The 23,999-nt window shown below is 60.5% G+C and carries 25 protein-coding genes and 1 pseudogene; 9 read left to right on the top strand and 17 right to left on the bottom strand.

Translation table 11 applies throughout. The annotated features are described in order from the left end of the window. Positions 1–17: 17 nt before the first annotated feature. From NWI01_RS03555 to NWI01_RS03525, 7 genes are all read right to left on the bottom strand, one after another. The gene (locus NWI01_RS03555) at positions 18–494 is read right to left on the bottom strand and encodes a MaoC family dehydratase (RefSeq protein ID WP_141382594.1); all 477 of its coding nucleotides are present in this window, start codon (positions 492–494) and stop codon (positions 18–20) included. A 133-nt stretch (positions 495–627) separates the two neighbouring features. Then, positions 628–1,524 carry a 3-hydroxyisobutyrate dehydrogenase gene (mmsB, locus tag NWI01_RS03550; RefSeq protein ID WP_141382561.1) on the bottom strand — a complete coding sequence of 299 codons (897 nt, stop codon included), beginning with the start codon at positions 1,522–1,524 and terminating at the stop codon, positions 628–630. Between the two features lie 138 nt (positions 1,525–1,662). Beyond that, the gene (locus NWI01_RS03545) at positions 1,663–2,736 is read right to left on the bottom strand and encodes an enoyl-CoA hydratase/isomerase family protein (RefSeq protein WP_181410355.1); all 1,074 of its coding nucleotides are present in this window, start codon (positions 2,734–2,736) and stop codon (positions 1,663–1,665) included. Continuing rightward, positions 2,733–3,878 carry an acyl-CoA dehydrogenase family protein gene (locus NWI01_RS03540; protein WP_141382560.1) on the bottom strand — a complete coding sequence of 382 codons (1,146 nt, stop codon included), beginning with the start codon at positions 3,876–3,878 and terminating at the stop codon, positions 2,733–2,735. Before NWI01_RS03540 ends, NWI01_RS03545 begins: the two co-directional genes overlap by 4 nt. 16 nt (positions 3,879–3,894) lie before the next feature. Then, complete coding sequence (locus NWI01_RS03535; protein WP_141382559.1) at positions 3,895–5,388, bottom strand: CoA-acylating methylmalonate-semialdehyde dehydrogenase; 1,494 nt, start codon at positions 5,386–5,388, stop codon at positions 3,895–3,897. Positions 5,389–5,482: 94 nt separating this feature from the next. Continuing rightward, positions 5,483–6,652 (bottom strand): acetyl-CoA acetyltransferase, encoded by a 1,170-nt coding sequence (locus NWI01_RS03530; RefSeq protein ID WP_141382558.1) that lies wholly within the window; start codon positions 6,650–6,652, stop codon positions 5,483–5,485. Between the two features lie 379 nt (positions 6,653–7,031). Continuing rightward, entirely contained in the window at positions 7,032–7,622 is a 591-nt protein-coding gene (locus NWI01_RS03525; RefSeq protein WP_141382557.1) for an SET domain-containing protein, read from the bottom strand. A 182-nt stretch (positions 7,623–7,804) separates the two neighbouring features. Here NWI01_RS03525 and NWI01_RS03520 point away from each other — a divergent pair, with 182 nt between their 5' ends. The 3 genes from NWI01_RS03520 (at position 7,805) to NWI01_RS03510 (ending at position 9,834) form a co-directional block, all read left to right on the top strand. Further along, positions 7,805–8,773, top strand: a complete 969-nt coding sequence (locus NWI01_RS03520) for a class I SAM-dependent methyltransferase (RefSeq protein WP_141382556.1) — start codon at positions 7,805–7,807, stop codon at positions 8,771–8,773. Between the two features lie 134 nt (positions 8,774–8,907). Then, positions 8,908–9,378 carry a hypothetical protein gene (locus NWI01_RS03515; RefSeq protein WP_141382555.1) on the top strand — a complete coding sequence of 157 codons (471 nt, stop codon included), beginning with the start codon at positions 8,908–8,910 and terminating at the stop codon, positions 9,376–9,378. Positions 9,379–9,474: 96 nt separating this feature from the next. Further along, entirely contained in the window at positions 9,475–9,834 is a 360-nt protein-coding gene (locus NWI01_RS03510) for a GFA family protein (RefSeq protein WP_141382554.1), read from the top strand. A gap of 245 nt (positions 9,835–10,079) precedes the next feature. Here NWI01_RS03510 and NWI01_RS03505 read toward each other — a convergent pair whose 3' ends face one another. Then, positions 10,080–11,018, bottom strand: a complete 939-nt coding sequence (locus tag NWI01_RS03505) for a Tim44 domain-containing protein (protein WP_141382553.1) — start codon at positions 11,016–11,018, stop codon at positions 10,080–10,082. A gap of 129 nt (positions 11,019–11,147) precedes the next feature. Continuing rightward, positions 11,148–11,492, bottom strand: a complete 345-nt coding sequence (locus NWI01_RS03500) for a DUF1491 family protein (protein ID WP_141382592.1) — start codon at positions 11,490–11,492, stop codon at positions 11,148–11,150. Between the two features lie 171 nt (positions 11,493–11,663). Between NWI01_RS03500 and purB the strand changes: the two genes are divergently transcribed. From purB to NWI01_RS03485, 3 genes are all read left to right on the top strand, one after another. Next, complete coding sequence (purB, locus tag NWI01_RS03495) at positions 11,664–12,971, top strand: adenylosuccinate lyase (RefSeq protein ID WP_141382552.1); 1,308 nt, start codon at positions 11,664–11,666, stop codon at positions 12,969–12,971. Between the two features lie 139 nt (positions 12,972–13,110). Further along, the gene (locus NWI01_RS03490) at positions 13,111–13,719 is read left to right on the top strand and encodes a PilZ domain-containing protein (protein WP_141382551.1); all 609 of its coding nucleotides are present in this window, start codon (positions 13,111–13,113) and stop codon (positions 13,717–13,719) included. Positions 13,720–13,827: 108 nt separating this feature from the next. Further along, positions 13,828–15,255, top strand: coding sequence for a porin (locus NWI01_RS03485; protein ID WP_141382550.1), 1,428 nt, complete (start codon positions 13,828–13,830; stop codon positions 15,253–15,255). 489 nt (positions 15,256–15,744) lie between these two features. Here the strand turns inward: NWI01_RS03485 and NWI01_RS03480 are convergent, their stop codons facing one another. Both NWI01_RS03480 and NWI01_RS20240 read right to left on the bottom strand, forming a co-directional pair. Then, positions 15,745–16,068 (bottom strand): hypothetical protein, encoded by a 324-nt coding sequence (locus NWI01_RS03480; RefSeq protein WP_141382549.1) that lies wholly within the window; start codon positions 16,066–16,068, stop codon positions 15,745–15,747. Positions 16,069–16,444: 376 nt separating this feature from the next. After that, a pseudogene (locus NWI01_RS20240) lies at positions 16,445–16,589 on the bottom strand (IS5/IS1182 family transposase); the annotation flags it as partial. Between the two features lie 424 nt (positions 16,590–17,013). Between NWI01_RS20240 and NWI01_RS03470 the strand changes: the two are divergent. Beyond that, positions 17,014–17,634 carry a transglutaminase-like cysteine peptidase gene (locus NWI01_RS03470; protein WP_141382547.1) on the top strand — a complete coding sequence of 207 codons (621 nt, stop codon included), beginning with the start codon at positions 17,014–17,016 and terminating at the stop codon, positions 17,632–17,634. A gap of 366 nt (positions 17,635–18,000) precedes the next feature. Here NWI01_RS03470 and NWI01_RS03465 read toward each other — a convergent pair whose 3' ends face one another. The 3 genes from NWI01_RS03465 to NWI01_RS03455 all read right to left on the bottom strand — a co-directional run bounded on the left by NWI01_RS03465 (position 18,001) and on the right by NWI01_RS03455 (position 19,481). Then, entirely contained in the window at positions 18,001–18,465 is a 465-nt protein-coding gene (locus tag NWI01_RS03465) for an FKBP-type peptidyl-prolyl cis-trans isomerase (protein ID WP_141382546.1), read from the bottom strand. A 100-nt stretch (positions 18,466–18,565) separates the two neighbouring features. Then, a complete protein-coding gene (locus NWI01_RS03460; RefSeq protein WP_141382545.1) occupies positions 18,566–19,096 on the bottom strand; it encodes a gamma carbonic anhydrase family protein in 531 nt (176 codons plus the stop codon). Between the two features lie 55 nt (positions 19,097–19,151). Then, complete coding sequence (locus NWI01_RS03455) at positions 19,152–19,481, bottom strand: DUF6949 family protein (RefSeq protein WP_141382544.1); 330 nt, start codon at positions 19,479–19,481, stop codon at positions 19,152–19,154. Positions 19,482–19,676: 195 nt separating this feature from the next. Here NWI01_RS03455 and NWI01_RS03450 point away from each other — a divergent pair, with 195 nt between their 5' ends. Next, the gene (locus NWI01_RS03450) at positions 19,677–20,393 is read left to right on the top strand and encodes a hypothetical protein (RefSeq protein WP_141382543.1); all 717 of its coding nucleotides are present in this window, start codon (positions 19,677–19,679) and stop codon (positions 20,391–20,393) included. Here the strand turns inward: NWI01_RS03450 and NWI01_RS03445 are convergent. Together NWI01_RS03445 and cysE are read right to left on the bottom strand one after the other, a co-directional pair. Further along, positions 20,390–20,608 (bottom strand): DUF3126 family protein, encoded by a 219-nt coding sequence (locus tag NWI01_RS03445; RefSeq protein WP_011315398.1) that lies wholly within the window; start codon positions 20,606–20,608, stop codon positions 20,390–20,392. The genes NWI01_RS03450 and NWI01_RS03445 overlap by 4 nt on opposite strands. A 203-nt stretch (positions 20,609–20,811) precedes the next feature. After that, a complete protein-coding gene (cysE, locus tag NWI01_RS03440; RefSeq protein ID WP_011315399.1) occupies positions 20,812–21,642 on the bottom strand; it encodes a serine O-acetyltransferase in 831 nt (276 codons plus the stop codon). Positions 21,643–21,880: 238 nt separating this feature from the next. Between cysE and NWI01_RS03435 the strand changes: the two genes are divergently transcribed. Next, on the top strand, positions 21,881–23,245 hold the full coding sequence (locus NWI01_RS03435) for a hypothetical protein (protein ID WP_181410354.1): 1,365 nt from the start codon (positions 21,881–21,883) through the stop codon (positions 23,243–23,245). Here NWI01_RS03435 and NWI01_RS03430 read toward each other — a convergent pair. Then, positions 23,203–23,955: an alpha/beta fold hydrolase gene (locus NWI01_RS03430; RefSeq protein WP_141382542.1), complete on the bottom strand. Its 753-nt coding sequence runs from the start codon at positions 23,953–23,955 to the stop codon at positions 23,203–23,205. The two genes, NWI01_RS03435 and NWI01_RS03430, sit on opposite strands and share 43 nt — an antisense overlap. Positions 23,956–23,999 lie beyond the last annotated feature (44 nt).

The following is a 23,999-nucleotide window of genomic DNA, read 5'->3' as shown; positions in this document are numbered from 1 at the left end:
GCGGCACAGGGCGGTCGTCAGGAAAAGTACAGAATGGCAAGCCAGTCGGCGGCGAGCGCTGGCCGCGTCTCACCCTCGATCTCGACGCTGACGGCGGTGCGTGACAGCAGTTCGCCGGGCTTGCGAAGCGTCGCCTCGGCTAGCGTGAAGCGGCCCCTGACGCGCGATCCGGATTTGACGGGCGATATGAAACGGAGGCGGTCGAAGCCGTAATTCACCCGCATGGTGACGCCAGTGACCGGTGGAATCACCTCGTGCGACATGACGCTGAGCAGCGACATGGTCAGGAATCCATGCGCGACGGTTGTGCCGAAAGCTGTTGTCCGGGCCCGCTCCGGGTCGACGTGGATGAACTGATGGTCGTCGATCACGTCGGCGTAGAGGTCGATCCGCTTCTGATCGATCAGGTGCCACGCGGAAACGCCGATCTCCTGACCAATCATCTGCCTGTACGCTTCGAGCGAGACCGATGGCTGCTTCCAGACCTCATTCACGACCAGCGCCTCCGCCGTTCCTGACCTGGACGCCGGAATTTCAGGAAGGTCACCTTTACGAAAAGTGACGCCCCGTGGCGCATCATCCGCGCGACGCCACAACGGAAATTCGCGCCCTTCGCAAGCTCCGTCATCAGCCACCCCTGCTTTCCGCAAGAGCCCGGATATGCCGGATGATACCCGAGAAATCGACCCCGCCGTTTCCGGCCGCGTCGAACGCCTTGTAGATATCCTGCGCATGCTGTCCGAGCGGCGTCACCGCTCCGGTGGAATCCGCCGCCGCCCTCGCCAGCGTCAGATCCTTCAGCATCAGCGCCGAGGCGAAACCCGGTCTGTAGTCGTTATTCGCGGGCGATGCCGGAACCGGTCCCGGCACCGGACAGTAGCTGGTGAGCGACCAGCACTGGCCTGACGCCTTTGACGCGGCATCGAACAGCGCCTGATGCGACAGGCCGAGCTTTTCCGCCAACACGAAGGCCTCGGCGACCGCGATCATCGAAACGCCCAGGATCATGTTGTTGCAGATCTTGGCGGCCTGCCCCGTCCCGTCCCGGCCGCAATGGACGATCTTCTTGCCCATCGCTTCCAGGAAAGGCTTTGCGTCCTCGAAGGATTCAACTTCTCCCCCGGCCATAAACGTCAGCGTTGCATCCCTCGCGCCCGCGACGCCTCCCGAGACCGGCGCGTCGACCGAATGCAGGGAAGCCCTCGCCGCCAGCATATGGGCCCGCCGGGCGCTTTCGACATCGATGGTTGAACAATCGATCATCAGCGCGCCCCTGGTGGCCGCGGGCATGACATCGGTCCACACCGACACCACGTGCCGGCCGGCCGGCAGCATGGTGATGATGACGTCCGCATTAGTCACCGCGGCTCTTGCGCTGCCCGCGATCGTCACGCCGTTCGTTCTGGCCGCATCGCACAAGGCCGGGACCAGATCAAAACCGGCCACCGTGTAACCGGCCTTGACGAGATTGGCCGCCATGGGTCCGCCCATGTTGCCGAGACCGATGAATGCTATGGCCGCCATGCTGACCTCCAGTCGAGGTGACTTGTTCTTTTTATCTAGAGCATGATCCGATCAAATTGAATCGGACCATGCTCTAGAAATGGTTGTCTGGTCGCATTTTCTTGCGGCGAACCGGTATCCCCTTCGCCGGAAAATGCTCTAACTGAACACGAGTTCGTCCACACCGGCATTCGCAAAATAGGGTGCTATCATCTCCGGCGTAACATCGTCGACCGCGGCCGGCGACCATTTTGGATTGCGATCCTTGTCGATAATCGCGGCGCGGACGCCTTCGCGAAAATCGTCGCTCGCAAAGACCGCAAGCGCGGCACGATATTCCCGCGCCAGACACTCCTCCAGCGTGGCCGAGGCGCGCGCGAGCCGCAGCAGCTTTAACGTCACGACAAGGCCGCGTGGCGATTTCTCGTTCAGTACTCTGAGGATTGACCGCGCGAGTTCGGACCCATCACGTTGCAGCGTCGTCAGGATATCATCCATTCGGCCATGGGCGAACCACGCATCGATCCGGGGCCGGATCGCCGCGACAGAACTCGCGGACTCGCCGGTGGTAAATCCCGCGATCGCGGCTCTCACGCGGGCTGAATCCGCGCGCGCGTCAAGATCGACCAGCGTCTCGCGCAACGCGGCGAGTTTTCGCGACGGTACGCTCACATCGGCAAGGCCGGCGTAGATCGCCTCCGCTCCGTTCATGTTCTGGCCGGTCAGCCCGAAGTAAGTTCCGATCTCGCCGGGCGCGTGCGACAACAGCCAGGTTCCTCCGACATCCGGGAAGAAGCCGAGACCGGCCTCCGGCATTGAGAGTCTGGTTCTCTCGGTGACGACGCGGTGCGCGCCGTGCGCCGACAATCCGACGCCGCCGCCCATGACGATGCCGTCCATGAAGGCGACATAGGGTTTTGGAAATTTCGCAATCCGCGCGTTGAGAAGGTATTCCTCGCGCCACATCACCCTGCCGAGATCACCTCCGGCATTCGCGCTTTCCCAGAGCGAGCGGATATCGCCGCCCGCGCACAGACCGCGCTCGCCGGCGCCTTCGAGCAGGATCAGACCGACAGCGGGGTCGGCCTCGAACTCGTCCAGCGCCTTGTGGATCCCGCGAAACATATCCAGGGTGACGGCATTGATCGCCCTCGGACGGTTGAGGCGAACGATGCCCGCGCTCCCCTCGCGCCGCGTGATCAGATCCGGCTCATTGCTTATTGCGATCGTCATCGCGTCCCCTCGATCAGCTTGCGCGACACGATCAGGCGCATGATCTCGTTGGTCCCTTCGAGGATCTGATGCACGCGCAGATCGCGCACGATTTTCTCGATGCCGTACTCGCTGAGATAGCCGTAGCCGCCGAGAAGTTGCAACGCTTGATTGGCGACCTCGAAGCCGGCATCCGTGGCAAGCCGTTTCGCCATCGCGCACAGCATGGTGGCATCGGCGTCTCCACGGTCCAGCGCGGAAGCCGCGCGCCACAGAAAAGTTCGCGCCGCTTCCAGCTCGGTCGCCATGTCGGCGACCTTGAATTGCAATGCCTGGAATTCGTCGAGCCGCTTGCCGAACGCCTTGCGCTCCTTCATATAAACGAGCGCCTTGTTGAACGCCGACTGCGCGCCGCCGAGCGAACACGCGGCGATGTTCAGCCGTCCGCCATCGAGTCCGGCCATCGCGATCCTGAATCCGATACCCTCGTCGCCAAGACGGTTGGCGACCGGCACCCGCGCGTTCTCGAAGAGAACAGCACGCGTGGGCTGTGCGTTCCATCCCATCTTGCGCTCGTTGGCGCCGAACGAAAGGCCCGGCGTGTCGCGCTCGACCACAAGCGTCGAGATGCCGCCAGGCGCATCGTCTCCCGTGCGCACCATCACCACATAGAGGTCGCTCGCGCCGGCTCCCGATATGAACTGCTTCTGTCCGTCGACGACGTAGTGATCGCCATCGCGCCTCGCGCGAGTCCGCAAGGCAGCCGCATCCGATCCCGCGCCGGGCTCGGTCAGGCAATAGCTGGCCAGCAGCTCCATGGTGCAGAGTTTCGGCAGCCATTTTCGCCGCTGCTCGTCCGAACCATAGGCATCGATCATCCACGACGCCATGTTATGGATCGAGATGAACGACGATACGGTGGGGCAACCCCGCGCCAGCGCCTCGAAGATCAGCGTCCCGTCAAGCCGGCTCAAAGCCGAGCCGCCGACATCGTCGCGAATGCAGATGCCGCCGATCCCGAGCGCCGCCGCCTCCCGCATCACCTCGACCGGAAAGTGCTTCTCTTCATCCCATTGAAGCGCGAACGGCGCGATCTTCGCGGCGGCAAAGTCCCGCGCCATGTCGCGGACAGCGATCTGCTCTTCAGTCAGCGCGAACTGCATACGCGATCCCTGCCGGTCACTTGCTATGGAATGCGAACTGCGCCTCGTCCTTGACGCCGGAGGGCCAGCGCGAGGTGACGGTCTTGGTTTTCGTGTAGAACCGAACTGAATCCGGACCGTACTGGTTAAGGTCGCCGAAGGCCGAGCGCTTCCAGCCGCCGAAGGTGTAGTAGGCGACCGGCACCGGGATCGGCACATTGATGCCGACCATGCCCACCTGGACGCGCGAGACGAATTCCCGCGCGGCGTCACCATCGCGCGTGAAGATCGCGACGCCGTTGCCGTAGTCGTGCTCGGACGGCAACGCCACCGCTTCGTCGAAATCTTTCGCGCGCACCACCGAGAGCACGGGACCAAAGATTTCCTCCTTGTAGATCCGCATCTCCCTGGTGACGTTGTCGAACAGACAGGCCCCCATGTAGAATCCGTTCTCGTAACCTTGCATTTTGAAGCGACGGCCATCGACCGCCAGTGTCGCGCCTTCCCTGACGCCGATCTCGACATATTCCCTGACACGCTCCAGCGCCGCCCTGGTGACGAGCGGCCCGAAATCGGCGGACGCATCGGTGGACGGCCCGATCTTCAGGCCTTCCACGCGCGGGATGAGCTTCTCCATCAGCCGGTCGGCCGTGGCTTCGCCCACGGGAACCGCGACCGACACCGCCATGCAGCGCTCACCGGCCGCGCCATAGCCCGCCCCGACCAGCGCCTCCACCGACTGATCCATGTCAGCGTCGGGCATGATGATCATGTGATTCTTGGCGCCGCCGAAGCACTGGCACCGTTTACCCGTCGCGGCGGCGCGAGAATAAATGTAATGCGCGACCGAAGAGGAGCCGACAAAGCCGACCGCCGCGATATCGGGATCGTCAAGAATGGCGTCGACCGTCTCCTTGTCGCCGTTGACGACATTGAGAATGCCGGGCGGCAATCCGGCCTCAAGCATCAATTCGGCCAGCCGCATCGGCACGCCCGGATCGCGCTCGGACGGCTTCAGGATGAAAGCGTTGCCGCAGGCGATGGCCGGCGCGAACTTCCACATCGGAATCATCGCCGGGAAATTGAACGGCGTGATTCCGGCGACGACGCCGAGCGGCTGACGCATCGAATAGCTGTCGATGCCGGGACCGGCGTTCTCGGTGAAGCTGCCTTTCATCAGTTCGGGAATGCCGATGGCATATTCGACGACCTCCACGCCGCGGAAGATGTCGCCATTGGCGTCGGGAATCGTCTTGCCGTGTTCGCGGGCGAGCAGTTCGGCGATCGCATCATTGTCGCGCGCCACCAGTTCGAGAAACTTCATCAGCACGCGGACGCGGCGCTGCGGATTGGTCGCAGCCCAAGCCGGCTGCGCTGCCCTGGCATTCTCCACGGCCTCGCGCAGTTCGGCTTTCGACGCCAATGCGACCCTGGCCTGCACCTCGCCTGTCATCGGCTGATACACATCGGCGAAACGTCCCGATGCACCCTTGACATTCCTGCCGCCGATGAAGTGCCCGATGATGCGCATGTTTCCTTCCGGCTCGCTTGCATAGTCCCGTTGGGACGCCCCCTGATCCGTATACCCTTTGCCTCGCGTCTTGAGCGATGCACGTTGTTAGAGGCTATCGAAACGGCTCAAGAATCGAAACATAGTTCGCAACCGCCGCGCCACCCATGTTGAAGATGCCGGCGAGCCTGGCGTCCCTGATCTGCATGCCCTCGGGCGCCTCGCCCACGAGTTGCATCGCGCTCATCACATGCATGGAAACGCCGGTGGCGCCGATCGGATGCCCCTTGGCCTTCAGGCCGCCGGATGGATTGACCGGCAACCGGCCGTCTTTCTGCGTCCAGCCTTCCTTGATGGCGCGCGCCCCCTGCCCCTTCGGCGTCAGCCCCATGGCCTCGTACTCGATCAGTTCGGCAATGGTGAAGCAATCATGGGTCTCGACGAAAGAGAGATCGGACAGCGCGACCCCGGCCTTCGCCAGCGCCCGCTGCCAGGCCACCGTGCAGCCCTCGAACGCGAGAATGTCGCGCCTCGACATCGGCAGGAAGTCCTGCGCGTGACCGGTCCCGCGAATGCTGACCGCCTTGCGCGCTGACCTTGCCGTGTCGGCATCCGCCAGCACCAGCGCGGCCGCGCCGTCAGACACCAGCGAACAGTCCGTGCGCTTCAACGGCCCCGCCACGAAAGGATTCTTCTCGCTCTCGGAGCGACAGAAGTCATAGCCGACATCCTTGCGCATCTGCGCGTAAGGGTTGGCGACGCCATTCCTGTGATTCTTCGCCGCGATCATCGCCAGCGCATCCGAGGCGTCGCCGTACTTCTGAAAGTAGGCTTGCGCGATCTTGCCAAAAATGCCGGCGAAGCCGCCGGCGGTCTCGCCATCTTCGGGCAGATAGGAAGCGCGTAGCAGATTGCGGCCGATCTCCGGACCGGGCGTTCGCGTCATCTGCTCGACGCCGACCACCAGCACGATTCTCGCAGCCCCGGACGCAATCGCGCGGACGCCTTGATGCACCGCCGCCGATCCGGTGGCGCAGGCGTTCTCCACCCGCGTCGCCGGCTTGAAGCGGAGCTCCGGAGCGGCCTGCAGCACGAGAGCCGCGGTAAAATCCTGCGGTGAGAAGCCGGCATTGAAATGCCCGAGCACGATCTCATCGACATCGCCGGCGGAGACCCCGGCGTCGGCCAGCGCACCGGTTGCGGCCTTTACCACAAGGCTTTCGACGGTCTCGGTGTCCAGTTTCCCGAACGGCGTATGAGCCCATCCCACGATGTTGGCGCTCATGATCCTGCTCCCTATCCTGGCCCGGATCACGATGATTCCGGAGCGGATGGATTCCAAAAACCATCAACGTGATCGGCATCTATTTTGAGCGGGACGCGAGCGGATAGCTGCCACACTCTCCCTCCCGCCCTGGTCTCATGTCAGGATATATGGCGTTTCCCGGCGAATGAAGTACCGGTCTGCATGAATAAAACGCGTCAAGACAATATCTTAGAACCCCGCTTCTGATTCCATCAGAAGCAGAAAGGCTCCGTTCTGTCGGAAACACAGGGTTCAGGAGCGTTTACGGGATCTTTTCACAGAACTGCCCAACCTTCCCGCCACCGCCAACGCGGGGTCAAGGTGACCGCATGAAAGCGGCAACAGCAGATCAACGGTTTCAAGAAGGCTTCTTTGATCGTCCGCCCTTGGCGGTCGGCAGCGCCTTCGACTTCTTTGGAGCGGCGGAATGCGCCTTGTGCCCGTTCAGCTTTCTGCGGCCGCGCACGGCGCCGGCGCTCTTTTCAGCGCTCGCCAGAGAGTGTTTCTTTTCCTCGCGCGCCGCCGCACGCAGCTTCTTTCGCTTCCTTTCGCAGGCGTCGCATTTGCAGCCGATCGGCTTCAGATACTCCTTGAAATATTCGGTGCCGTAATCGTAGTTGATCTCCTCGCCAGGCGCGATGTCCTTGATGGCGCGAATATCAACGCGGCGCTTGACCTTGCGGACGTCCGACTCCGCGTTCGGTTTACAGGAATGGTTGATATAGCGCGCGATGTTCGAGCGCATGGAACCGTCGATGGTCCAGCGGCTGGTGATCTGGAAGAGATACTTGTTCTCGACCGCGTCGTCCTTCTCCTTGGTGCAATCGAGCAGGCGTCCGACGTATCGGATAATCTTCGTGCCCTTCTTGATTGGCTTGGTGGCGAAGAGGCCGAGCCCGGTGCGGGAGCGACCGATGCGGTAAGGCTTATTCGGAGAGATGACAGGCATGATCGGCTAACTGAAATGCTCACTGATGATGACGAGCTTCGTGAATGCGCTGTTTTGCATGATTCCACGGCAATTGTCAGGTGTCTCCCTCCATGCGTGTTGACCGTCCCTCACGGCATATGGGTTTATCTTCGCCCTGGTTTCTGCAATAAGCAACTCGTGCGCTGGAAGCGTAAACGATAATGGGGCTCTCGAAAAAGGACGAAGCATTGTTAAAGGTGGATTTCTCCCGGATCAATCAGGCCAAGGCGGTCTTCGATGACATCTACATCCAGGACGATCCAAGGTCGTATTTCTCGACCCTGGGCGACCTCGACTACATGATCACCGATGTCGCCGAGCCGGTCATCCGCCAGATACTATCCGCCAAGGCTTCCGTCACCGAATCCAAACCAGTCGTGCTCGATGTCGGCTGCTCATACGGCATCAACGCCGCCGTGCATCGCTTCCCGCTGACCTTCGGCAGCCTGCGCCATCGCTACGCCCGGCGCGAGATCAAGGCCGTGTCTTCCGAAGAGCTGATGCAGCTCGACCGCAACTTCTATGCGGGCTGGCCCGATCATGGTCTCGCACGGTTTATCGGCCTCGACGTATCTGCGCCGGCCGTTCGCTATGCGACGCGCGTCGGACTTCTCGATCAGGGTATCGTCGCCGACCTCGAGAGCCAGCCGCTTTCCGCGGAAGACACGCGCATCATCAAGCCTGTCGACGTCATTCTGTCCACGGGATGCATCGGCTATGTCACCGAAAAGACGTTCAGCAAGCTGCTCGATGCAACCGACAAGAAGCCATGGATCATTTCCTTCGTGCTGCGAATGTTTCCTTATGACGCGCTTGAAAAGACCTTCGCCCAGCGTGGCCTGGTCACGGAAAAGCTGGGCGGCGTAACCTTCATCCAGCGCCGTTTTCGCGATGCCGAAGAGTTCGAGAACAGCCTTGCGACACTTGCGGCCGCCCAGATCGATTCAACAGGACTTGAGTCCGAAGGTCTGTTTCACGCCGATTTGATCCTTTCCCGGCCAGAGGCGGATGCGCGCATCGCTTCGCTCGAAGACATCGTCACCGTGGCTAGCGGACGGGGTCGTCCGATCGCGCCGCGTTATGTGCATGTCGAGAGCGACGACGGCTTGCAGGTGACGCTGGAGCCGTGATCCGTGCCTCGTGCGCCCCGCGATTCCATGACTGTTCGGAGTACGCCATCAGGCCTTGAGACGTAGTTTGGCAGACTCGAATACGAACGTATCCACCGCCGACCAGCTTGATTGTTTTTTCGGGAGATCGTTGAATGACAAGCTCGCGCCGCTGCCTCACCGCCAGCCTTTGTGTTGCCGCGGCGACGATGCTTGCCCCTCTACCAGCCCTCGCCGACCGCTGCGACGATCTGGCCGCGCAACTTAAAAGCCAGATCGACGGCCTGAACATCGGCAAGACCGCAGCCAATGTGATTTACCTGTCGCATCCCGCGACCACGCAGTTGATCCTCGGTTGCTCCAACCGCAAGTTCACCAATGAACTTATCGCGGGCACAGACACCCGCAAACCGAATCCCGAGTTTTACGATCTGGTGGCGCGAGCCTCCGCCATCATCTTCACGATCCCGATCGCCGACACGTTGAGAGGCGCGACCCGCTGCATGAAACGCATGGGCCTGTTACGCGGCGACGACGTGCAGACGCGCTTCCGGCGGCTGAACATGCATTGCACCCGCACCAAGACCAGTTCCGCCATCGCGGTGTCCCGCGGCATCGACGAGTAAACGGCGCGAACCATCGGAACTGCCTCGGCCGGGATTCGCTGCCAGTCGTCGCGGCGATCTGGTATTCTCTCCAGGCTTTGCGTTGGAGGGTCAAAAATGCAGGATGAGAAAACTTACACAGGCGGCTGCCATTGCGGCCAGGTGCGCTTCGAGTGCACGACGGATCTTGCCATGGTGACCGCGTGCAACTGCTCGATCTGCACCAAGAAGGGATTGCACATCACATTTCTCGCGCCTCAAAGTTTTCAACTCCGGGCGGGCGAGGATAACCTCAGGGAATACCTGTTCAACAGGCAAATGATCCGGCATCAGCTTTGCATCGACTGCGGCGTCGAGGTATTCGCGCGCGGCAAGAAACCTGATGGCACCGAGGTGGTCGCCCTCAATGTGAGTTGCATCGACGGCATCGAGCTGTCCCGTCTTACATTGACGCCGGTCGACGGACGCAGTCTCTGAAACCCCGCGCTTTCGCCATAACGTTTTCGTGCCCGAGCCCTTCCGCTTCTGATGGAATCAGCAGCGGGCTCCATGATTTTGTTTTGACGCGTTTTCTTCACGCGAACCGGTGCCCGTCCTCGGGTCAGCCCGAGGACATGCTTCGCTTAAAGCCGCTCCAGAACATTTTCAGCCCTTCGTTCAGCGCAAAACAAAAAAGGCGCCACGATGCTATCGCGACGCCTTTCGATGATCATCCTGACCGGTCAGGTCTGCTGGATGGCCGACAACTCCCACTTTCCTCCATCCCGGCGCGCGAAGGTCCAGATCTCGGCCGCTTCCTGCGGCTGGTCGCCGCCATCCACGATGCGGCCGCTGGCGCGCTCAGTGGTCTTGTCGATCAGCGAGTAGCGCAGCGCCACCGTGGCATAGTCGGTCACGCCCTCGCGCCATGCTTCCGCAAGATCGCCCTGCAGAAGCTTGACGTCTGACACCGTGTTGACAACGCCGCGGGCCTCGTTGGCCCGGAGATCTTCGGTGAAGTACGACACCATTTCCGGCGTCGCCAGCGTGTGCAGGGTATTGACCTCTTCTTTCGACCACGCGGCCTGGATATCTCCGAGCAGGCGCTCAAAGGTCTCATAATCGGATGGCGTGATTTCCAGCGGCGCGGCGTTTGACATCGAACCGAAACCGAGACCGCTGCGGGCATTGGTTTGAGCAGCGGGTCCCGGCGTCGGTCCGGCATAGGCAGGCGCATTACGCCGCTGCCACCACGACATCGCAAAACGCACGAGGAGATAGATCAGGCCGACCTGGAGCACCAGGCCGATGATGGACGACAGACCTTCGAGGCCGCCGAACAGACCGCCGCCGAACAGCATGCCCAACAAGCCAGCGCCGAGAAAACCGGCGGCGAGACCGCCGAGCATCCCCATGCCCGGCCGGGCGGAGCGTCCAGCCGCCGCGGCGCCGGCGGCGGGACGGCCGGGTTGACTCATGGTGCGGTCGAACGGACGCGCCGCGTTCGGCGCGGTGCTGGTGGCGGGCGGCGCGGAGAAGGTGTGCGAGCCGCGCGACCCCATGCTCTTGCCTCCACCGATGCGGGCGTCCGCTGTCGAGACAGCGAACATCAAGGGCAGCGCCAACGACAGGACGACGGCGAAAGCCTTCATCAAGCCGGACGCCCGCTTAGCCAATTTCATACGTTGTTCCTCTTCTCTCTTTTCCTGCAGGATACGTGCCCCTAAAATGGTTAGCTCGGATCAAAAGAAAAGTCTTATCGAGGCATAAAACTGCGGCTCACCGTCGCGGGAAACTTCGGCTGTACTCCCTCATCCTCGCGCCAGGTCGAGAAAATGCCGCCCTGCCTTGTCTTCGATTTCAACGATCCACGCATCCGGATCGAATCGAACTTCTCTCGCAAGGCGATCTTCGATCGCCTGCTCGGCGACAGGCTCGGCCGACGAAGGCGCAAACACACGCTCAACGGGCCGACTGTCGTCGTATACGGCCTGCGGCGCGGGGGCGTAAAGCATCGCATTGCCGTCGAGCAACGCCAGCTTGACGAATACGGCGCCTGCCTCATCCGCGCCACGGCGGCGCACCGCCCCGAAAACGCCCTCGCCCTGGCAACGGCGCAGATAGGCAGCGACCCATATGCTCGACTTCAGACGCATCATGAACGACGATACGCAATTCGCGACGGCGATGCCAGTGCGGCCTGTGCATTGATGCGGCAGGGTCGAGCAGGCATGGGGTCCGCTCTTCAGCTTCCGTCGTTTGTCTGCTTCCGGCGGCTCTGCTAGAGCGTGAGCTTGAAAATCCTCCGAAATACTCAAGGACCGTTCATGATCCCCCGTTACGCCCGCCCGGAAATGGTTTCGATCTGGGAGCCGCAGACCCGCTTCAAGATCTGGTTCGAGATCGAGGCTCACGCCGCGGATGCCCAGGCCGAACTCGGCGTAATTCCGAAGGAAGCGGCCGAGATTATCTGGGCCAAGGCGAAAGACGCCACTTTCGATATTCAGCGAATCGACGAGATCGAGCGCGAAACCAGGCACGATGTCATCGCCTTCCTCACTCACCTCGCCGAAATCGTCGGTCCCGAGGCGCGCTTCGTGCATCAGGGCATGACGTCATCGGACGTGCTCGACACCTGCCTCAACGTGCAGCTCACCCGGGCTGCCGATATCCTGATCGCCGATATCGATAAGCTGCTCGGGGCGCTGAAGACCCGCGCGTTCGAACACAAGATGACGCCGACCATCGGCCGCTCGCACGGCATTCACGCCGAACCCGTAACCTTCGGCCTCAAGTTGGCTTACGCCTATGCGGAGTTCTCGCGCGCCAGGGAGCGCCTGACCGCGGCCCGCCGGGAGGTCGCGACCTGCGCGATATCGGGCGCGGTCGGCACCTTCGCCCAGATCGATCCGCGCGTGGAAGAGCATGTCGCGGGCGCGATGGGATTGATCCCCGAGCCGGTCTCAACCCAGGTGATACCGCGTGACCGCCACGCGATGTTCTTCGCGACGCTCGGCGTCATCGCGTCGTCGATGGAGCGGCTTGCCATCGAGATCCGCCATCTGCAACGCACCGAGGTGCTGGAAGCCGAGGAGTTCTTCTCCGAAGGCCAGAAAGGCTCGTCGGCGATGCCGCACAAGCGCAACCCGGTCCTGACCGAAAACATCACGGGGCTGGCGCGTATGGTGCGCGCCTGTGTGACCCCCGCTCTGGAGAATGTCGCGCTATGGCATGAACGTGATATCTCGCACTCCTCGGTCGAACGCATGATCGGCCCGGACGCCACCGTGACGCTCGACTTCGCGCTCAATCGCCTCGCGGGCGTCATCGACAAGCTTCTGGTCTATCCCGCCACCATGCAAAAGAACCTCGACCGTCTCGGCGGACTCGTGCATTCGCAACGCGTGCTGATCGCGCTCACACAAAAAGGCGCGAGCCGCGAGGATGCCTACAAGCTGGTTCAGCGCAACGCCATGCCGGTGTGGCGCGGCGAAGGTGACTTCGAGACGCTTCTGAAGAACGATGCCGAGGTGACGAAATATCTCACCGACGCCGATATTGCCGAGCAGTTCGACCTCAATTATCACCTCAAGCACGTCGATACGATCTTCAAGCGGGTGTTCGGAAGCGCTTGAGCGCGCAAGCCGCCATCCAATCGCCAAATCAGGCGGGGAGACATGCTTCGCTCGAAAACACTACAGGCTAACTCCGCGTTAACCCTGACAATCGTAGGGTTTATTGATACCGATCACCGGTCGACCGGCGGGCCGATTTATGGCGTTGGCGCAGAAAATCTCAAACCTACCGGTTGAGCGCCGGCGCTTCCAGCGGGTCAGGGTTCACCTGCTGGGCCGCTACATGCTGCCGGATCGGCGCGAGTTCCCCTGCCAGGTTATCAACATGTCCCCCGGCGGGCTGGCCATGCTGGCGCCCGGTATCGGCCATGTCGGCGACCGGGTTATTGTCTATCTCGACCACATCGGCCGGGTCGAAGGCAGGATTACCCGGATTATCGACAGCGGGTTCGCCATGAACATCAGCGCGACCCCGCGCAAGCGCGACAAGCTGGCCTCGCAACTCACCTGGCTCGCCAACCGCGATATCCTCAACCTTCCTGAGGATCGCCGCCACGACCGCATCGTGCCCCGCAACCCAATCGCGATCCTCGCCCTCGAGGATGGTACAAGGATGACATGCCGGATCATCGACCTCTCGATGTCAGGCGCCGCCGTCTCAGCTGAAAAGACACCCCCGCTGCAGTCCAGGGTCGCACTCGGCAAGGTGCTGGCCCGCGTGGTGCGAAATCTGGAAGAAGGTTTCGCGCTCGAATTCATCCACGAGCAACACCCCGACACGCTTGAAGACGACGTTACCGCCAGGTAAATGGCCTCACCCTCCGCGGTGTAATAAGCGTGTCATAAGCGAGTGAAATAACGCCTCCGGTTTCAATGGGTTCCAGTGACGGGATCTCTGAAAAGAGGCGAAGCAATAATGAATAAGAAGAAATTCAACGCGGCAGTATGCGGCTTTGGATTAGTTTTAGCTACATCCCAGCTCACCCCGGCCGGCGCCCAGGAAATGGAACTGTATGTCGATACAGTTACCAAGCAGGTTTACACGGAGCCCGGTAAGAACAGGGTGATGATGGGGACTTTTCAGCAGATAAAGAAGGGTTCAGGCCAGCGGGCGCAGAGGGGCTCAAGCCACCAGGCACAGAAAAATACAGGACAAGCCGTCGCAGACCGCACCGTCGCGCAGGATAATGATCTCCCGGTTGTAAAAACCAGGGAGAAAAAAGAGTGGTACGATAAGCTCAAAATTCGTGGCTATACGCAATTCCGCTACGCCAGCACCGTGGGCGGAGACAAGGATGCGGTCTCCTACTGGCCTGATCGCTCGGTAGGCGAGAATAGCTCTTTATTCATCAGACGGGCGCGTCTGATTTTGTACGGAGATGTCAGCGATAATCTCTATCTGTATCTACAGCCTGATTTCGCCAGTACTCCGTCCGGCTCCAGCACAGGTAATTTCGGCCAGCTAAGGGATGCCTACGCCGATATTGCCTTCGATGACAGAAAGGAATTCCGCGTCAGGGTCGGGCAATCAAAAGTCCCCTTCAGTTTTGAGAACATGCAATCCAGCCAGAATCGCCTTGCGCTTGACCGTAACGACGCGCTGAATAGTTGCTGTCGGGATGAGCGCGACATCGGCGCGTTCTTCTACTGGGCCCCGGCTCATATACGCGAACGGTTCAAAGACCTCGTAGCGAACAATCTGAAAGGATCGGGCGATTATGGCGTGTTCGCCTTCGGTTTCTACAATGGACAGGGCGCCAACCGGGTTGAACAGAATAATGATATGCATATGGTCGCCCGCGTCACCTATCCGTATATGTTCGGCAACGGTCAGATCTTTGAAGCAGGTGTACAGGCTTTACATGGGCGCTTCGTTACATCGACCGGCCCTGTAAACGGAATTACTCCGATCATGAACGCCCCCGCGAAAGGATTCAAGGATGAGCGTATCGGGGTGCACGCTGTCCTTTATCCCCAGCCCTTCGGGTTTCAGGCGGAATGGAACTGGGGACGTGGGCCTCGGTTGAACGACACTCAGACCATGCTTACCGAAGCTCCGCTCAGCGGCGGTTATGTTCTAGCAAACTACAAATATGATGCGGGACAGTGGGGCGTGCTGTTCCCGTTCGTTAAATGGCAGCACTTCGAGGGTGGGCAGAAGTTCGAGCGCAACGCTCCACAGAACTACGTCAATGATTGGGAGTTCGGCCTGGAATGGCAGTTTACGAAGGAGATTGAGCTTACAGCGGTTTATCACATGATGAATCGCACCGATGTGACGAACGCCCCTTACGAACGATACAGGGCTGATGTTGTGAGATTCCAGCTCCAGTGGAACTATTGATACGCTCAAAATTGCTGATGTCCTTCAATGACGCCCCTATGTCGTATGCCTGTCATAAATCATAAGTAGGCTTCCTCTTAGGTGCGGAAGATGCCGTTGAGTTGAGTTCAATGTTGCCTTTCCTCGAGTTTCACGGGACTTTACGCTCATCCAGGGTTGTAAAATGAACCGGTTGCAAAATTTTGTTGAACAGAGTGTGACCGGCGATAAGTCGAATCGCGCCGGATACGCCTTCGGACCGGAGAAATTGTCGCCATCGGGCGAAAACCTGGACGTGCGATGCAACCGCCCGGAGAATACGTTCTCCGGGCTGTCCTCTTGCCTTCCTTCGGCCTCTGCGGATCTTCTCGTCGGCCGAGTAACGTCGACATGTCTGTCGGCGGATGTTCTTCAGAACGTGGTCTGGCGGCGCCTCGACGGGCCGGGATCTGCTTTATCTTCGCACGTTGCGGCTAGGATGAACCAGAGACCCTCCCTTCGGAAAGTCCCTCAATCTGTCCAGGGCAATCTCTTATCAGGGTCGGTTCCCATGTACCGGTTCTGGGCCCCCCGAACAGCCGGCCTGGTCGCCAAAGGGCGCGAACAATAGCTGTAGCCATAGCTGTCATCATAGTTATAGGAGGACACGAACGGGTAGCCATAATCGGGGTGGTCCCAACCCCCGCCGCGCCAGCGTACTTCGGCAGTGTTCTGATAATTCATAGATTTTATCGTCGTTATATGTGTCGGCACCGGCCCGGCGTGGGCGCTCATGCCGATCATCACGATGATTGCAGCAAGGATGGTGGTGAGCAGAGAGTTCGAATACCTCATGATCAATCTCCGTGCTTGTGCGGCGCTTTAGCGCGGCCGACGCTATCCTATTGAGACCAGCGTTTTTGGGACATATTGCTCCCAATCGATGCTCTGCGCCATGCGCGTTGTTGTCGCCTAATAACTGCTATCTTTTAGGGCGCAGCCTGACCGCCAGATCAGTGTCGCCTCGGATTTGGCTGGCAACTCAAAAGGATGTGTCGGAGTGCTCAAGTTCACAGCTGCAGGTTCACAGCGGCAGGTCTGTGTAGGTAGGACTGCGAGGATCAGCACAGCTGCTAGAATAAGCGTATCCTGCACACCGTCGGTCCCAAGTATTCGTAGCCCCAAGTATTCGTAGCCCGGTGTCTCTACGACCTCCCTCTGCCCCGAATGCTCATGTTGGTGCCAGCAGAAGCTTGGGAAGCCGTATCAAATTATAGGCGGCAAGCGCCAAGGCGAAGACGGCACCCACCCGCTCACGGCCTCGTAGTTGACTTTGGCCCAGCGGAACTCTTGATCCAGCCGAGGCTGTCTTCAACAAATTGATATTGTCCGAGGTCCTTAGTTCCATCAGCTCCTGGCGAGAGACTTCGCGCCCGGGTTCATTCATGAGCCACTTTCCGACGCTCTCGCGAATAGCGTCACCGCCCGGTAAACGGCCGTTCTCGAAAAATCACCTCCCCGATCGCCGCCATCCGCTTCCGCCACGATAGAAGCTCGCGACCCTCAAGGTTAATGGCAGGCGTGTTTCAATAAGAAAATCCCGATTCCATCGGGATTCAATCGCTAATGCCTAAAGTTTGAATCAAGGACGATCGCTAAAATTTGAATCAATTTTGATTCAAGTATTGATTCAATTAGCTGCGAACTTGACTTGTATTTGCGTCGAATACACTTCGAGTACTTAGCGGCGGTGCAAATTCTTTGTGCGAAATGTGGTCCCAACAAGAAACGGGGGCCACAATGCTCAACAGGGGACAGGGAGTGGGACTGGCGGTCGTTGGCGCCATCCTGTGGGGAGTAGCAACATCAGCGGGCGCCGCGGAAGCAGAAAAGCTCTATGCAAGTCTCGGCGACGCCACACGGGCTCCGATCGGCTGGGTGGAGTTCTGCAACGACTCTCCGAAAGAGTGCCGTCCTGGCGCAACACAGCCGCGCGATATCGTCTTAACGCCAGACGCCTGGCGGGATCTTCTGAAGGTCAACCGCTGGGTCAACGAAACCATCAAGCCGATGACGGACAAGGATCACTGGGGCGTCGTCGAAAAGTGGTCGCTTCCCACCGACGGCCACGGAGACTGCGAGGATTACGTCCTGTTGAAGCGCAAGATGCTGATCGACGCCGGGTGGCCGCGTGAAGCGTTGCTGGTCACGGTCGTCCGCGACAAGCAGGGCGATGGCCATGCCGTCCTGACCGTAAAGACCGACAAGGGTGAGTTCATCCTCGACAACCAGAATGAGAACGTCCTGGCCTGGACGAAGACCGGCTATCGCTTCATGAAAAGGCAATCGCAAAGCGACCCTGATATCTGGGTCGCACTGGATGACAATCATCCGGCGGTCGCGACGGCCAGTTCCCGATAAACAACAATACGAGACCCGCGACCCGGTCATACCCCTCCCCGTCCCCAGACCGGCTCGCGCGCGGCCAGCCTTCCCCCAAGAGGCTGGCCGCACCCCTTTTGGGAAAGCTGACGAGGACTATAGCGTTTTCGAGCGAAGCATGTCCTCGGGCTTGAGCCCTAAGGATGGAATCCGGTTCGCGTGAAGAGAACGCGCCAGAACAACAATCCAGAGCTTCGCTTCTGATTCAATCAGAAGCGAAATACTCGAGGTCAACTTCAATATTTCTGAGAAGTGGAATGTGGACGGAAAACCGCACCGCACTTTTCTCTTTCCGCTGTGGAGCCGATCAGCGCGCTACCACATGAAACAGCGGTCGCCAGCGGCTCAACCTTTCAGGCCGAGCAACTCGACGTCAAAGATCAGCGTTGCATTGGGCGGAATGACGCCGCCGGCACCGCGCGCGCCGTAACCGAGTTCCGGCGGAATGATCAGCGTACGCTTGCCGCCGACCTTCATCGTCGCGACGCCTTCGTCCCAACCTGCGATCACGCGACGCTTGCCGATCGGGAACTCGAAGGGTTCATTGCGATCCACCGAACTGTCGAATTTCTTGCCCTTCTGCCCGTTCTCGTAGAGCCAGCCGGTATAATGCATGATGCAGATCTGGCCCGGCTGGGGCAACGGACCATCCCCGACCTTTGTGTCCGTGATCTGCAAACCCGATGCTGTCGTCATGGTTTTCTCCGCGGTTTGGGCCGCTGCCGTAGCTGAGGCCTCGATCAGAATAACGCTGCCGGACGCAACCGCGAGAACAAACGTCAAAACGCCCGCATATCGAAGCACCCGCATCGCTACGTTCTCCAGCCTGTTAACGGTCTCCACCTCTAACCCAAGAGACACGCGACGACCACGGCTTTTTGCGACCGCCAGCGTTGAGATTCCGCCGGGATCAGCCGGTTCGCTTCAGGCCCTTTCGGAAACGCAGGCCGTTCGCGGCGTAGGCCTTCGCGCCGCTTCCCATCGTCTCGATCTCGGAAGGCTCAAGCGTGCGGATCGCGCGCGCAGGCGCACCGACAATGAGGGAATACTCCGCGAACTGCTTGCCTTCGGTGATGAGCGCACCGGCGCCGACGATACAGCCGCGACCAACCCGCGCACCGTTCATCACGATCGAACCCATACCGATCAGCGCGCCATCTTCGATGGTGCAGCCGTGCAGAATAACGTTATGGCCAATGGTGCAGTCGCTGCCGATGGTCAGAGGAAACCCTTCGTCGGTATGACAGGTGCAGCCGTCCTGAACGTTGGAACCCGCTCCAACCTCGATCCACTCATGATCCCCGCGCAGCACCGCTCCGAACCACACGCTCGCATCCTCGCGCAGACGGACCCTGCCAATCACCGCGGCGTTTTCGGCGATGAAATAGCGCCCGCTTTCAGGAAGGTCCGGCCCCTGCCCATCGAGTTCGTAAGTCGCCATGACGGCCTCCTGCTATAGCGAAAATGCTCCAGGGGCGACAATGCCACAGCGCCGCTCAGACGAGCAGCCCCACCGCCTGCAGCGTCATCACCACGCAGGTGCCGGACATCAGGCTCCAGAACCCGGCGATCACCGTCGCCATCATGACGAACTCAAAACGGCGGCGCTCGATGCGTCGTCCGCGAAGTGTGTTGCGCATGATGATGAAAGGCGCCGCGAAGACCAGGAACGGCACCGCGGCAAACGCCCGGGCGACGATTCCCTGCTGCAGCAATCCGAATCCGGCCGGCCGTTTGACAAACGCCTGGTAACCGCTGGCAAGCGCGCCCGCGATGGCGAATCCGATGCACAGGGAGAAGAAGGAATTCAACGCATCCGGCGACATCAGAAGGGCATCCGTTCACGACCACGTCCCCTCCTTCGCAAAATGCCGACTGCCCCGCCACCTTATCCTTAAGAAACGGTTAACGCGACGCACACCGCGACAGTTGCACGGCGACTGCAAATGCCTTCGGCATGAAAACTTCATATTGCGTGGCATAGTCGCGGGCTGATTCGTCCTCTCGGAAATGTCCGTCCCATGGCCTTGCTGCTGTCCGCTCCGCGTCGGTCGCGCGGATCACATAAACCGCGCGCCAGTCACCTGATCCCCCTTCTCGCAGCCGCCGTGATCGCGATGCCTTCGATCACCGCGGTCGCCTATCTGTTGTGGCCAACCTGGACTCCCAAAGCACCTGACGACAACAAGCGGTTGCCGGTCAGCATCGGGCAAACCGTGTTCAATGTGCCGGAGCGCGCCTTCCGCGTGAAAGTTCAGAGGCATTCGGGACCGCAGGAGCGCATCGATCTGAGTTTCCTCTATCCTTCGCTGGCCACGCCGGACGCGCCAAGACGTGTCACCGCCGAAAGCGCCGAAGATGAACCGCAGGCGTTAGACCGCATCTTCCTGTCGATCACCGCCCATCACGATTCTCTGGCGCCGGACGCCCTCGTGCGGACAATCTACCCTCGTTACCTTGATACGGCCCGCACGCAGGCCGAGGACGGATTATCGATGCACGCATTCCGTGACGGAACGCCATATGCGGGAGAGGATCTGTTCATCGCGCAGACGCCAGCGCTGGTGACGCGATGCACGCGCGAGGCCATGACGCCGGGCATGTGCCTGAGTGAACGCCGGATCGGCGATGCCGACCTGACGTTCCGCTTTCCGAGACAATGGCTGACCGAGTGGCGCGACGTTGCCGGGGCGATGGAGCGGCTCGCGCAACAAGTGCGCCCGATGCAAGATCGTTAACCAACGTCGGCCAGATCCTCCTCAAGGATGGCCATCTGAAACTGAAACGAGCGGTCGTCATCCTCGTCATCGACGAACAGCACGCCAATGAACTCCTCGCCGATATAGACCTCAGCCGAGTCGTCCTTCTTCGGACGTGGCACCACACGAATCTTGGCGTTGCCGAACACGCGCTTGAGGTAGGCGTCGAGTTTCCTGACTTCCTGAACGTTCACGGCAATCTCCAGATGTTGAGGGTTCGCAGGGCTTCTAGAGCATCGGACCCGAAAGTGGGAACCGGTTTCGGGATAAATCCGATGCTCAATCAATTAACTGGAGCGGCGGAGCTGATTCCATTTGACCGGCCGCCGCTCCAGAGCATGATCCCGAAAAGTGGAAACCACTTTTCGGGATCATGCTCTAGAGAACCTTGGCAAGCTTATGTTTCGAGTGTCGCGTTCAGCATCTGATTCATGGTGCGCGAGGGCTCCGAGCAGCCGGCCGGACCGATCGTCCTGGCTGGAACGCCGGCGACGGTGACATTGTGCGGCACTGGTTTCACGACGACCGATCCGGCCGCGATGCGCGCGCAATGTCCGACCTCGATATTGCCGAGGATTTTCGCGCCCGCGCCGATCATGACGCCGTGACGGATCTTCGGATGGCGGTCCTCGTTCTCCTTGCCGGTGCCGCCGAGCGTCACGCCATGCAGGATCGACACGTCATCTTCAATAACGGCGGTTTCGCCAACCACAAACCCGGTGGCATGATCGAGAAAAATGCCGCGGCCGATCCTGGCTGCCGGATTGATATCCACCTGAAACACCGACGAGGAACGGCTTTGTAGGTAATAGGCAAAATCCTTGCGGCCTTTCTGGAAGAGCCAGTACGCAAGGCGGTGGGTCTGAATGGCCTGGAAACCCTTGAAATAGAGCAGCGGATCGATGAACCGCGCCGTTGCCGGGTCCCGGTCATACACCGCCACCAGATCGGCGCGAAACGCGTTGCCGATGTCGGGATCGTCGCGAAGCGCCTCATCGAAGGTCTGGCGGATCAGGTCGCCTGACAGGGCCGAATGGTCGAGCCGCTCCGCGACACGATGCACCACCGCAGCCTCAAGCCGATCATGGTGAAGAACGGCCGAATAGATGAAGGCCGCCAGCTCAGGCTCGCGGCGAACGATGTCTTCGGCCTCGCTGCGGACGCGATCCCATATCGGATCGAGCGCAGCGAATTTGGGGTTCTGCGGATTGACGTGCTGGATCGCCATGGTCGTCTCGAAACCTTGAACTCTGCCTCGCAGTTTAACATGGCGCGAGGTCGTTGTCCTTGCCGTTCAGCGAATATTCATTCGGCCTGCTTAGGATCCGAACCCTTGAGGGGTGTCCCCAGCGGGTCGATTTACCCCAAGCAAATTATGCATTTACGCCGGACACTCAATAGGCGTAACGGCGCGCCGCGCAACCGGAGGAAAACGCATTTCCACCCGAGTCCTACACAGGCGCTCCATGGAAGCACCTTGGGCCTGGATCGCGGCTGCCATCATTCCCATTCTTCTGCTCGCCCCCGCGATCTGGAACGGCTATCCGCTGCTTCAACATGATACCGGCGGCTATCTGGCGCGATGGTACGAGAGCCATCTCGAGATCAGCCGCTCGAACGCGTATGGCATCTACCTTCATCTGGGCCAGGGTTCCTACTTCTGGATCAACCTGGCATGCCAGGCGCTGCTGACGCTGTGGATCCTGCATTTGACCCTGCGCGTGCTCAACATGGCGCAGCCATTGCGACTCCTCACGATCGCCCTGATCCTGATCACGGCCACGGCGCTACCCTGGCTCGCCAGCATGCTGCTGACCGACATTTTCGCGGGGCTGGCGGTGCTCGCGCTCTATATCCTCGTTGTGCATAACGGCAAGCTCTCGATCGCCGAGAAGATCTCGCTGTTTCTGTTTACGTCCTTCGCGGCGGCAAGCCACACGGCGACATTCGGTGTTCTGTTGGGCCTGTGCTGCGCGGGCTGGATTGTCAAGCCATTGCTCGGCCCCAGGCTTCAGGTCGGAGGTCTGGTTCAGGGTTCCCTGACGATCGTGACCGGCGCGGCCATGCTGCTGGCCGCCAACTTCATGTTGACGGGTCAGCTTACCTGGACGCCCGGCGGCGCGGCCGTATCGTTCGGGCGCATGATGCAGGACGGCATCGTGGCGCGCTATCTCAACGACCATTGCGACAAAATCAAGCTGAAGCTGTGCCCCTATCGCGATCAACTGCCGGCAACGGCGGATGACTTCCTTTGGGGTAATGACAGCATCTTCGACAAGCTCGGCCGCTTCGAGGGCCTGAACGGGGAGATGGAGTTCATCGCCACGCACGCGCTGGTGGCCTACCCGCTCTGGCAGGCCGAAGCCGCGGTCGAAGCAACGGCAGAGCAACTGGTGAGCGTCGACACCGGCGAAGGCAATACCGGATGGATACCGCACACCTACGGCATCATCGAGCGCTATCTGCCGGAGCAAGTGAAGGTCATGCGCGCCGCGCGGCAGCAGCACTGGAATATGAAATTCACGGCTATCAACTGGATCCACGTCCCTGTCGCGCTTGCCTCGATGCTGTTGCTTGCCGCGATCGCCCTCGCCGCGCTGTGGCGCAGGCGGCTTGACGACGTCGATCTTCTAGCCGCCACGGTTACCGTCGCGCTGCTCGGCAATGCCTTCATCTGCGGCGTTTTATCGGGCCCCCACGACCGCTACGGCGCGCGCATGGTGTGGGTTGCGACCTTCGTCGTGCTGATCGCGGCGGCGAGATCTCTCGCCAACCGCTATGGTCCGCTTTACGGCCGGCGCGACAAAAACTTCAGCACGCCATCCTTATAGACCTTGTCGCCTACCGCCCGCATGTGGTCGCGGTTTGGAATATCCAGCACTTCCGCTCCGGGAATGATCCTCGCCAACGCCTGCGCGGAGCCTGCGATTTCGTCTTTGCTGCCGACCGCGATCAGCGTCGGCACGCTGATGCTCGCGGCTTCCGCTTCCGTCATCAGCCGCCGCGATCCGCGCAGGCAGGCCGCCAGCGCACGGCGGTCTGATCGGGTCTGATCGGCGAACGCGCGGAACGTGCGGCCGAAGGGATCGGTAACGTCGTCGAGCGAGGCTGCCTCCAGCGCCCTCGCCACGCTTTCGCCGGGACCGCCGCCCTCGATCAGGCCGACGCCAAGACCGCCGAAGATTCCGGAACGTACCCGCTCGGGTCTTGTATCCGCGAGGATTCCCGTCATCCTGGCGCCAAGCGAATACCCCATGATATCGGCGCGCGCGACGCCAAGGTGATCCATCAGCGCCGTGACGTCGCTCGCCATCGTGCCGATGTGATAATCTTCGGGATCGTAGAGCTTGGTGGAATCGCCATGGCCGCGATTGTCGAGGGCGATGACCCGGAATCCGCTCTTGCGCAATTCCGACACCCAGGTCGGATACACCCAGTTCACATTCTTGCTCGACGCGAAGCCGTGCACGAGAACGACGGGATCGCCCTCGCCCTCGTCGAGGTAGGAGATTTCAACTTCGCCGTGATGAAAGCTCGGCATCAGCGCTTCCGTGCTTTGAATGGAGACGGGATGGCCAGCAACGA

It is taken from the genome of Nitrobacter winogradskyi, from assembly GCF_006539545.1.
Taxonomy (GTDB): domain Bacteria; phylum Pseudomonadota; class Alphaproteobacteria; order Rhizobiales; family Xanthobacteraceae; genus Nitrobacter; species Nitrobacter winogradskyi_A.
The sequence above is the reverse complement of the archived record's forward strand: the minus strand, read 5'-3'. Positions and strand labels throughout refer to the sequence as shown.

Excerpts from the sequence above, each read along its gene's own strand:
- NWI01_RS03470 (WP_141382547.1), top strand. The coding sequence starts at position 17,014 with ATGCTCAACAGGGGACAGGGAGTGGGACTGGCGGTCGTTGGCGCCATC.
- NWI01_RS03450 (WP_141382543.1), top strand. The coding sequence starts at position 19,677 with ATGGCCTTGCTGCTGTCCGCTCCGCGTCGGTCGCGCGGATCACATAAA.
- NWI01_RS03520 (WP_141382556.1), top strand. The coding sequence starts at position 7,805 with ATGGGGCTCTCGAAAAAGGACGAAGCATTGTTAAAGGTGGATTTCTCC.
- NWI01_RS03455 (WP_141382544.1), bottom strand. The coding sequence starts at position 19,481 with ATGTCGCCGGATGCGTTGAATTCCTTCTTCTCCCTGTGCATCGGATTC.
- NWI01_RS03525 (WP_141382557.1), bottom strand. The coding sequence starts at position 7,622 with ATGCCTGTCATCTCTCCGAATAAGCCTTACCGCATCGGTCGCTCCCGC.
- NWI01_RS03515 (WP_141382555.1), top strand. The coding sequence starts at position 8,908 with ATGACAAGCTCGCGCCGCTGCCTCACCGCCAGCCTTTGTGTTGCCGCG.
- NWI01_RS03540 (WP_141382560.1), bottom strand. The coding sequence starts at position 3,878 with ATGCAGTTCGCGCTGACTGAAGAGCAGATCGCTGTCCGCGACATGGCG.
- NWI01_RS03480 (WP_141382549.1), bottom strand. The coding sequence starts at position 16,068 with ATGAGGTATTCGAACTCTCTGCTCACCACCATCCTTGCTGCAATCATC.
- NWI01_RS03430 (WP_141382542.1), bottom strand. The coding sequence starts at position 23,955 with ATGCCGAGCTTTCATCACGGCGAAGTTGAAATCTCCTACCTCGACGAG.
- NWI01_RS03485 (WP_141382550.1), top strand. The coding sequence starts at position 13,828 with ATGAATAAGAAGAAATTCAACGCGGCAGTATGCGGCTTTGGATTAGTT.
- NWI01_RS03530 (WP_141382558.1), bottom strand. The coding sequence starts at position 6,652 with ATGAGCGCCAACATCGTGGGATGGGCTCATACGCCGTTCGGGAAACTG.
- NWI01_RS03490 (WP_141382551.1), top strand. The coding sequence starts at position 13,111 with ATGGCGTTGGCGCAGAAAATCTCAAACCTACCGGTTGAGCGCCGGCGC.
- NWI01_RS03535 (WP_141382559.1), bottom strand. The coding sequence starts at position 5,388 with ATGCGCATCATCGGGCACTTCATCGGCGGCAGGAATGTCAAGGGTGCA.
- NWI01_RS03545 (WP_181410355.1), bottom strand. The coding sequence starts at position 2,736 with ATGACGATCGCAATAAGCAATGAGCCGGATCTGATCACGCGGCGCGAG.
- purB (WP_141382552.1), top strand. The coding sequence starts at position 11,664 with ATGATCCCCCGTTACGCCCGCCCGGAAATGGTTTCGATCTGGGAGCCG.
- mmsB (WP_141382561.1), bottom strand. The coding sequence starts at position 1,524 with ATGGCGGCCATAGCATTCATCGGTCTCGGCAACATGGGCGGACCCATG.
- NWI01_RS03465 (WP_141382546.1), bottom strand. The coding sequence starts at position 18,465 with ATGCGGGTGCTTCGATATGCGGGCGTTTTGACGTTTGTTCTCGCGGTT.
- NWI01_RS03460 (WP_141382545.1), bottom strand. The coding sequence starts at position 19,096 with ATGGCGACTTACGAACTCGATGGGCAGGGGCCGGACCTTCCTGAAAGC.
- NWI01_RS03500 (WP_141382592.1), bottom strand. The coding sequence starts at position 11,492 with ATGCGTCTGAAGTCGAGCATATGGGTCGCTGCCTATCTGCGCCGTTGC.
- NWI01_RS03505 (WP_141382553.1), bottom strand. The coding sequence starts at position 11,018 with ATGAAATTGGCTAAGCGGGCGTCCGGCTTGATGAAGGCTTTCGCCGTC.
- cysE (WP_011315399.1), bottom strand. The coding sequence starts at position 21,642 with ATGGCGATCCAGCACGTCAATCCGCAGAACCCCAAATTCGCTGCGCTC.
- NWI01_RS03435 (WP_181410354.1), top strand. The coding sequence starts at position 21,881 with ATGGAAGCACCTTGGGCCTGGATCGCGGCTGCCATCATTCCCATTCTT.
- NWI01_RS03510 (WP_141382554.1), top strand. The coding sequence starts at position 9,475 with ATGCAGGATGAGAAAACTTACACAGGCGGCTGCCATTGCGGCCAGGTG.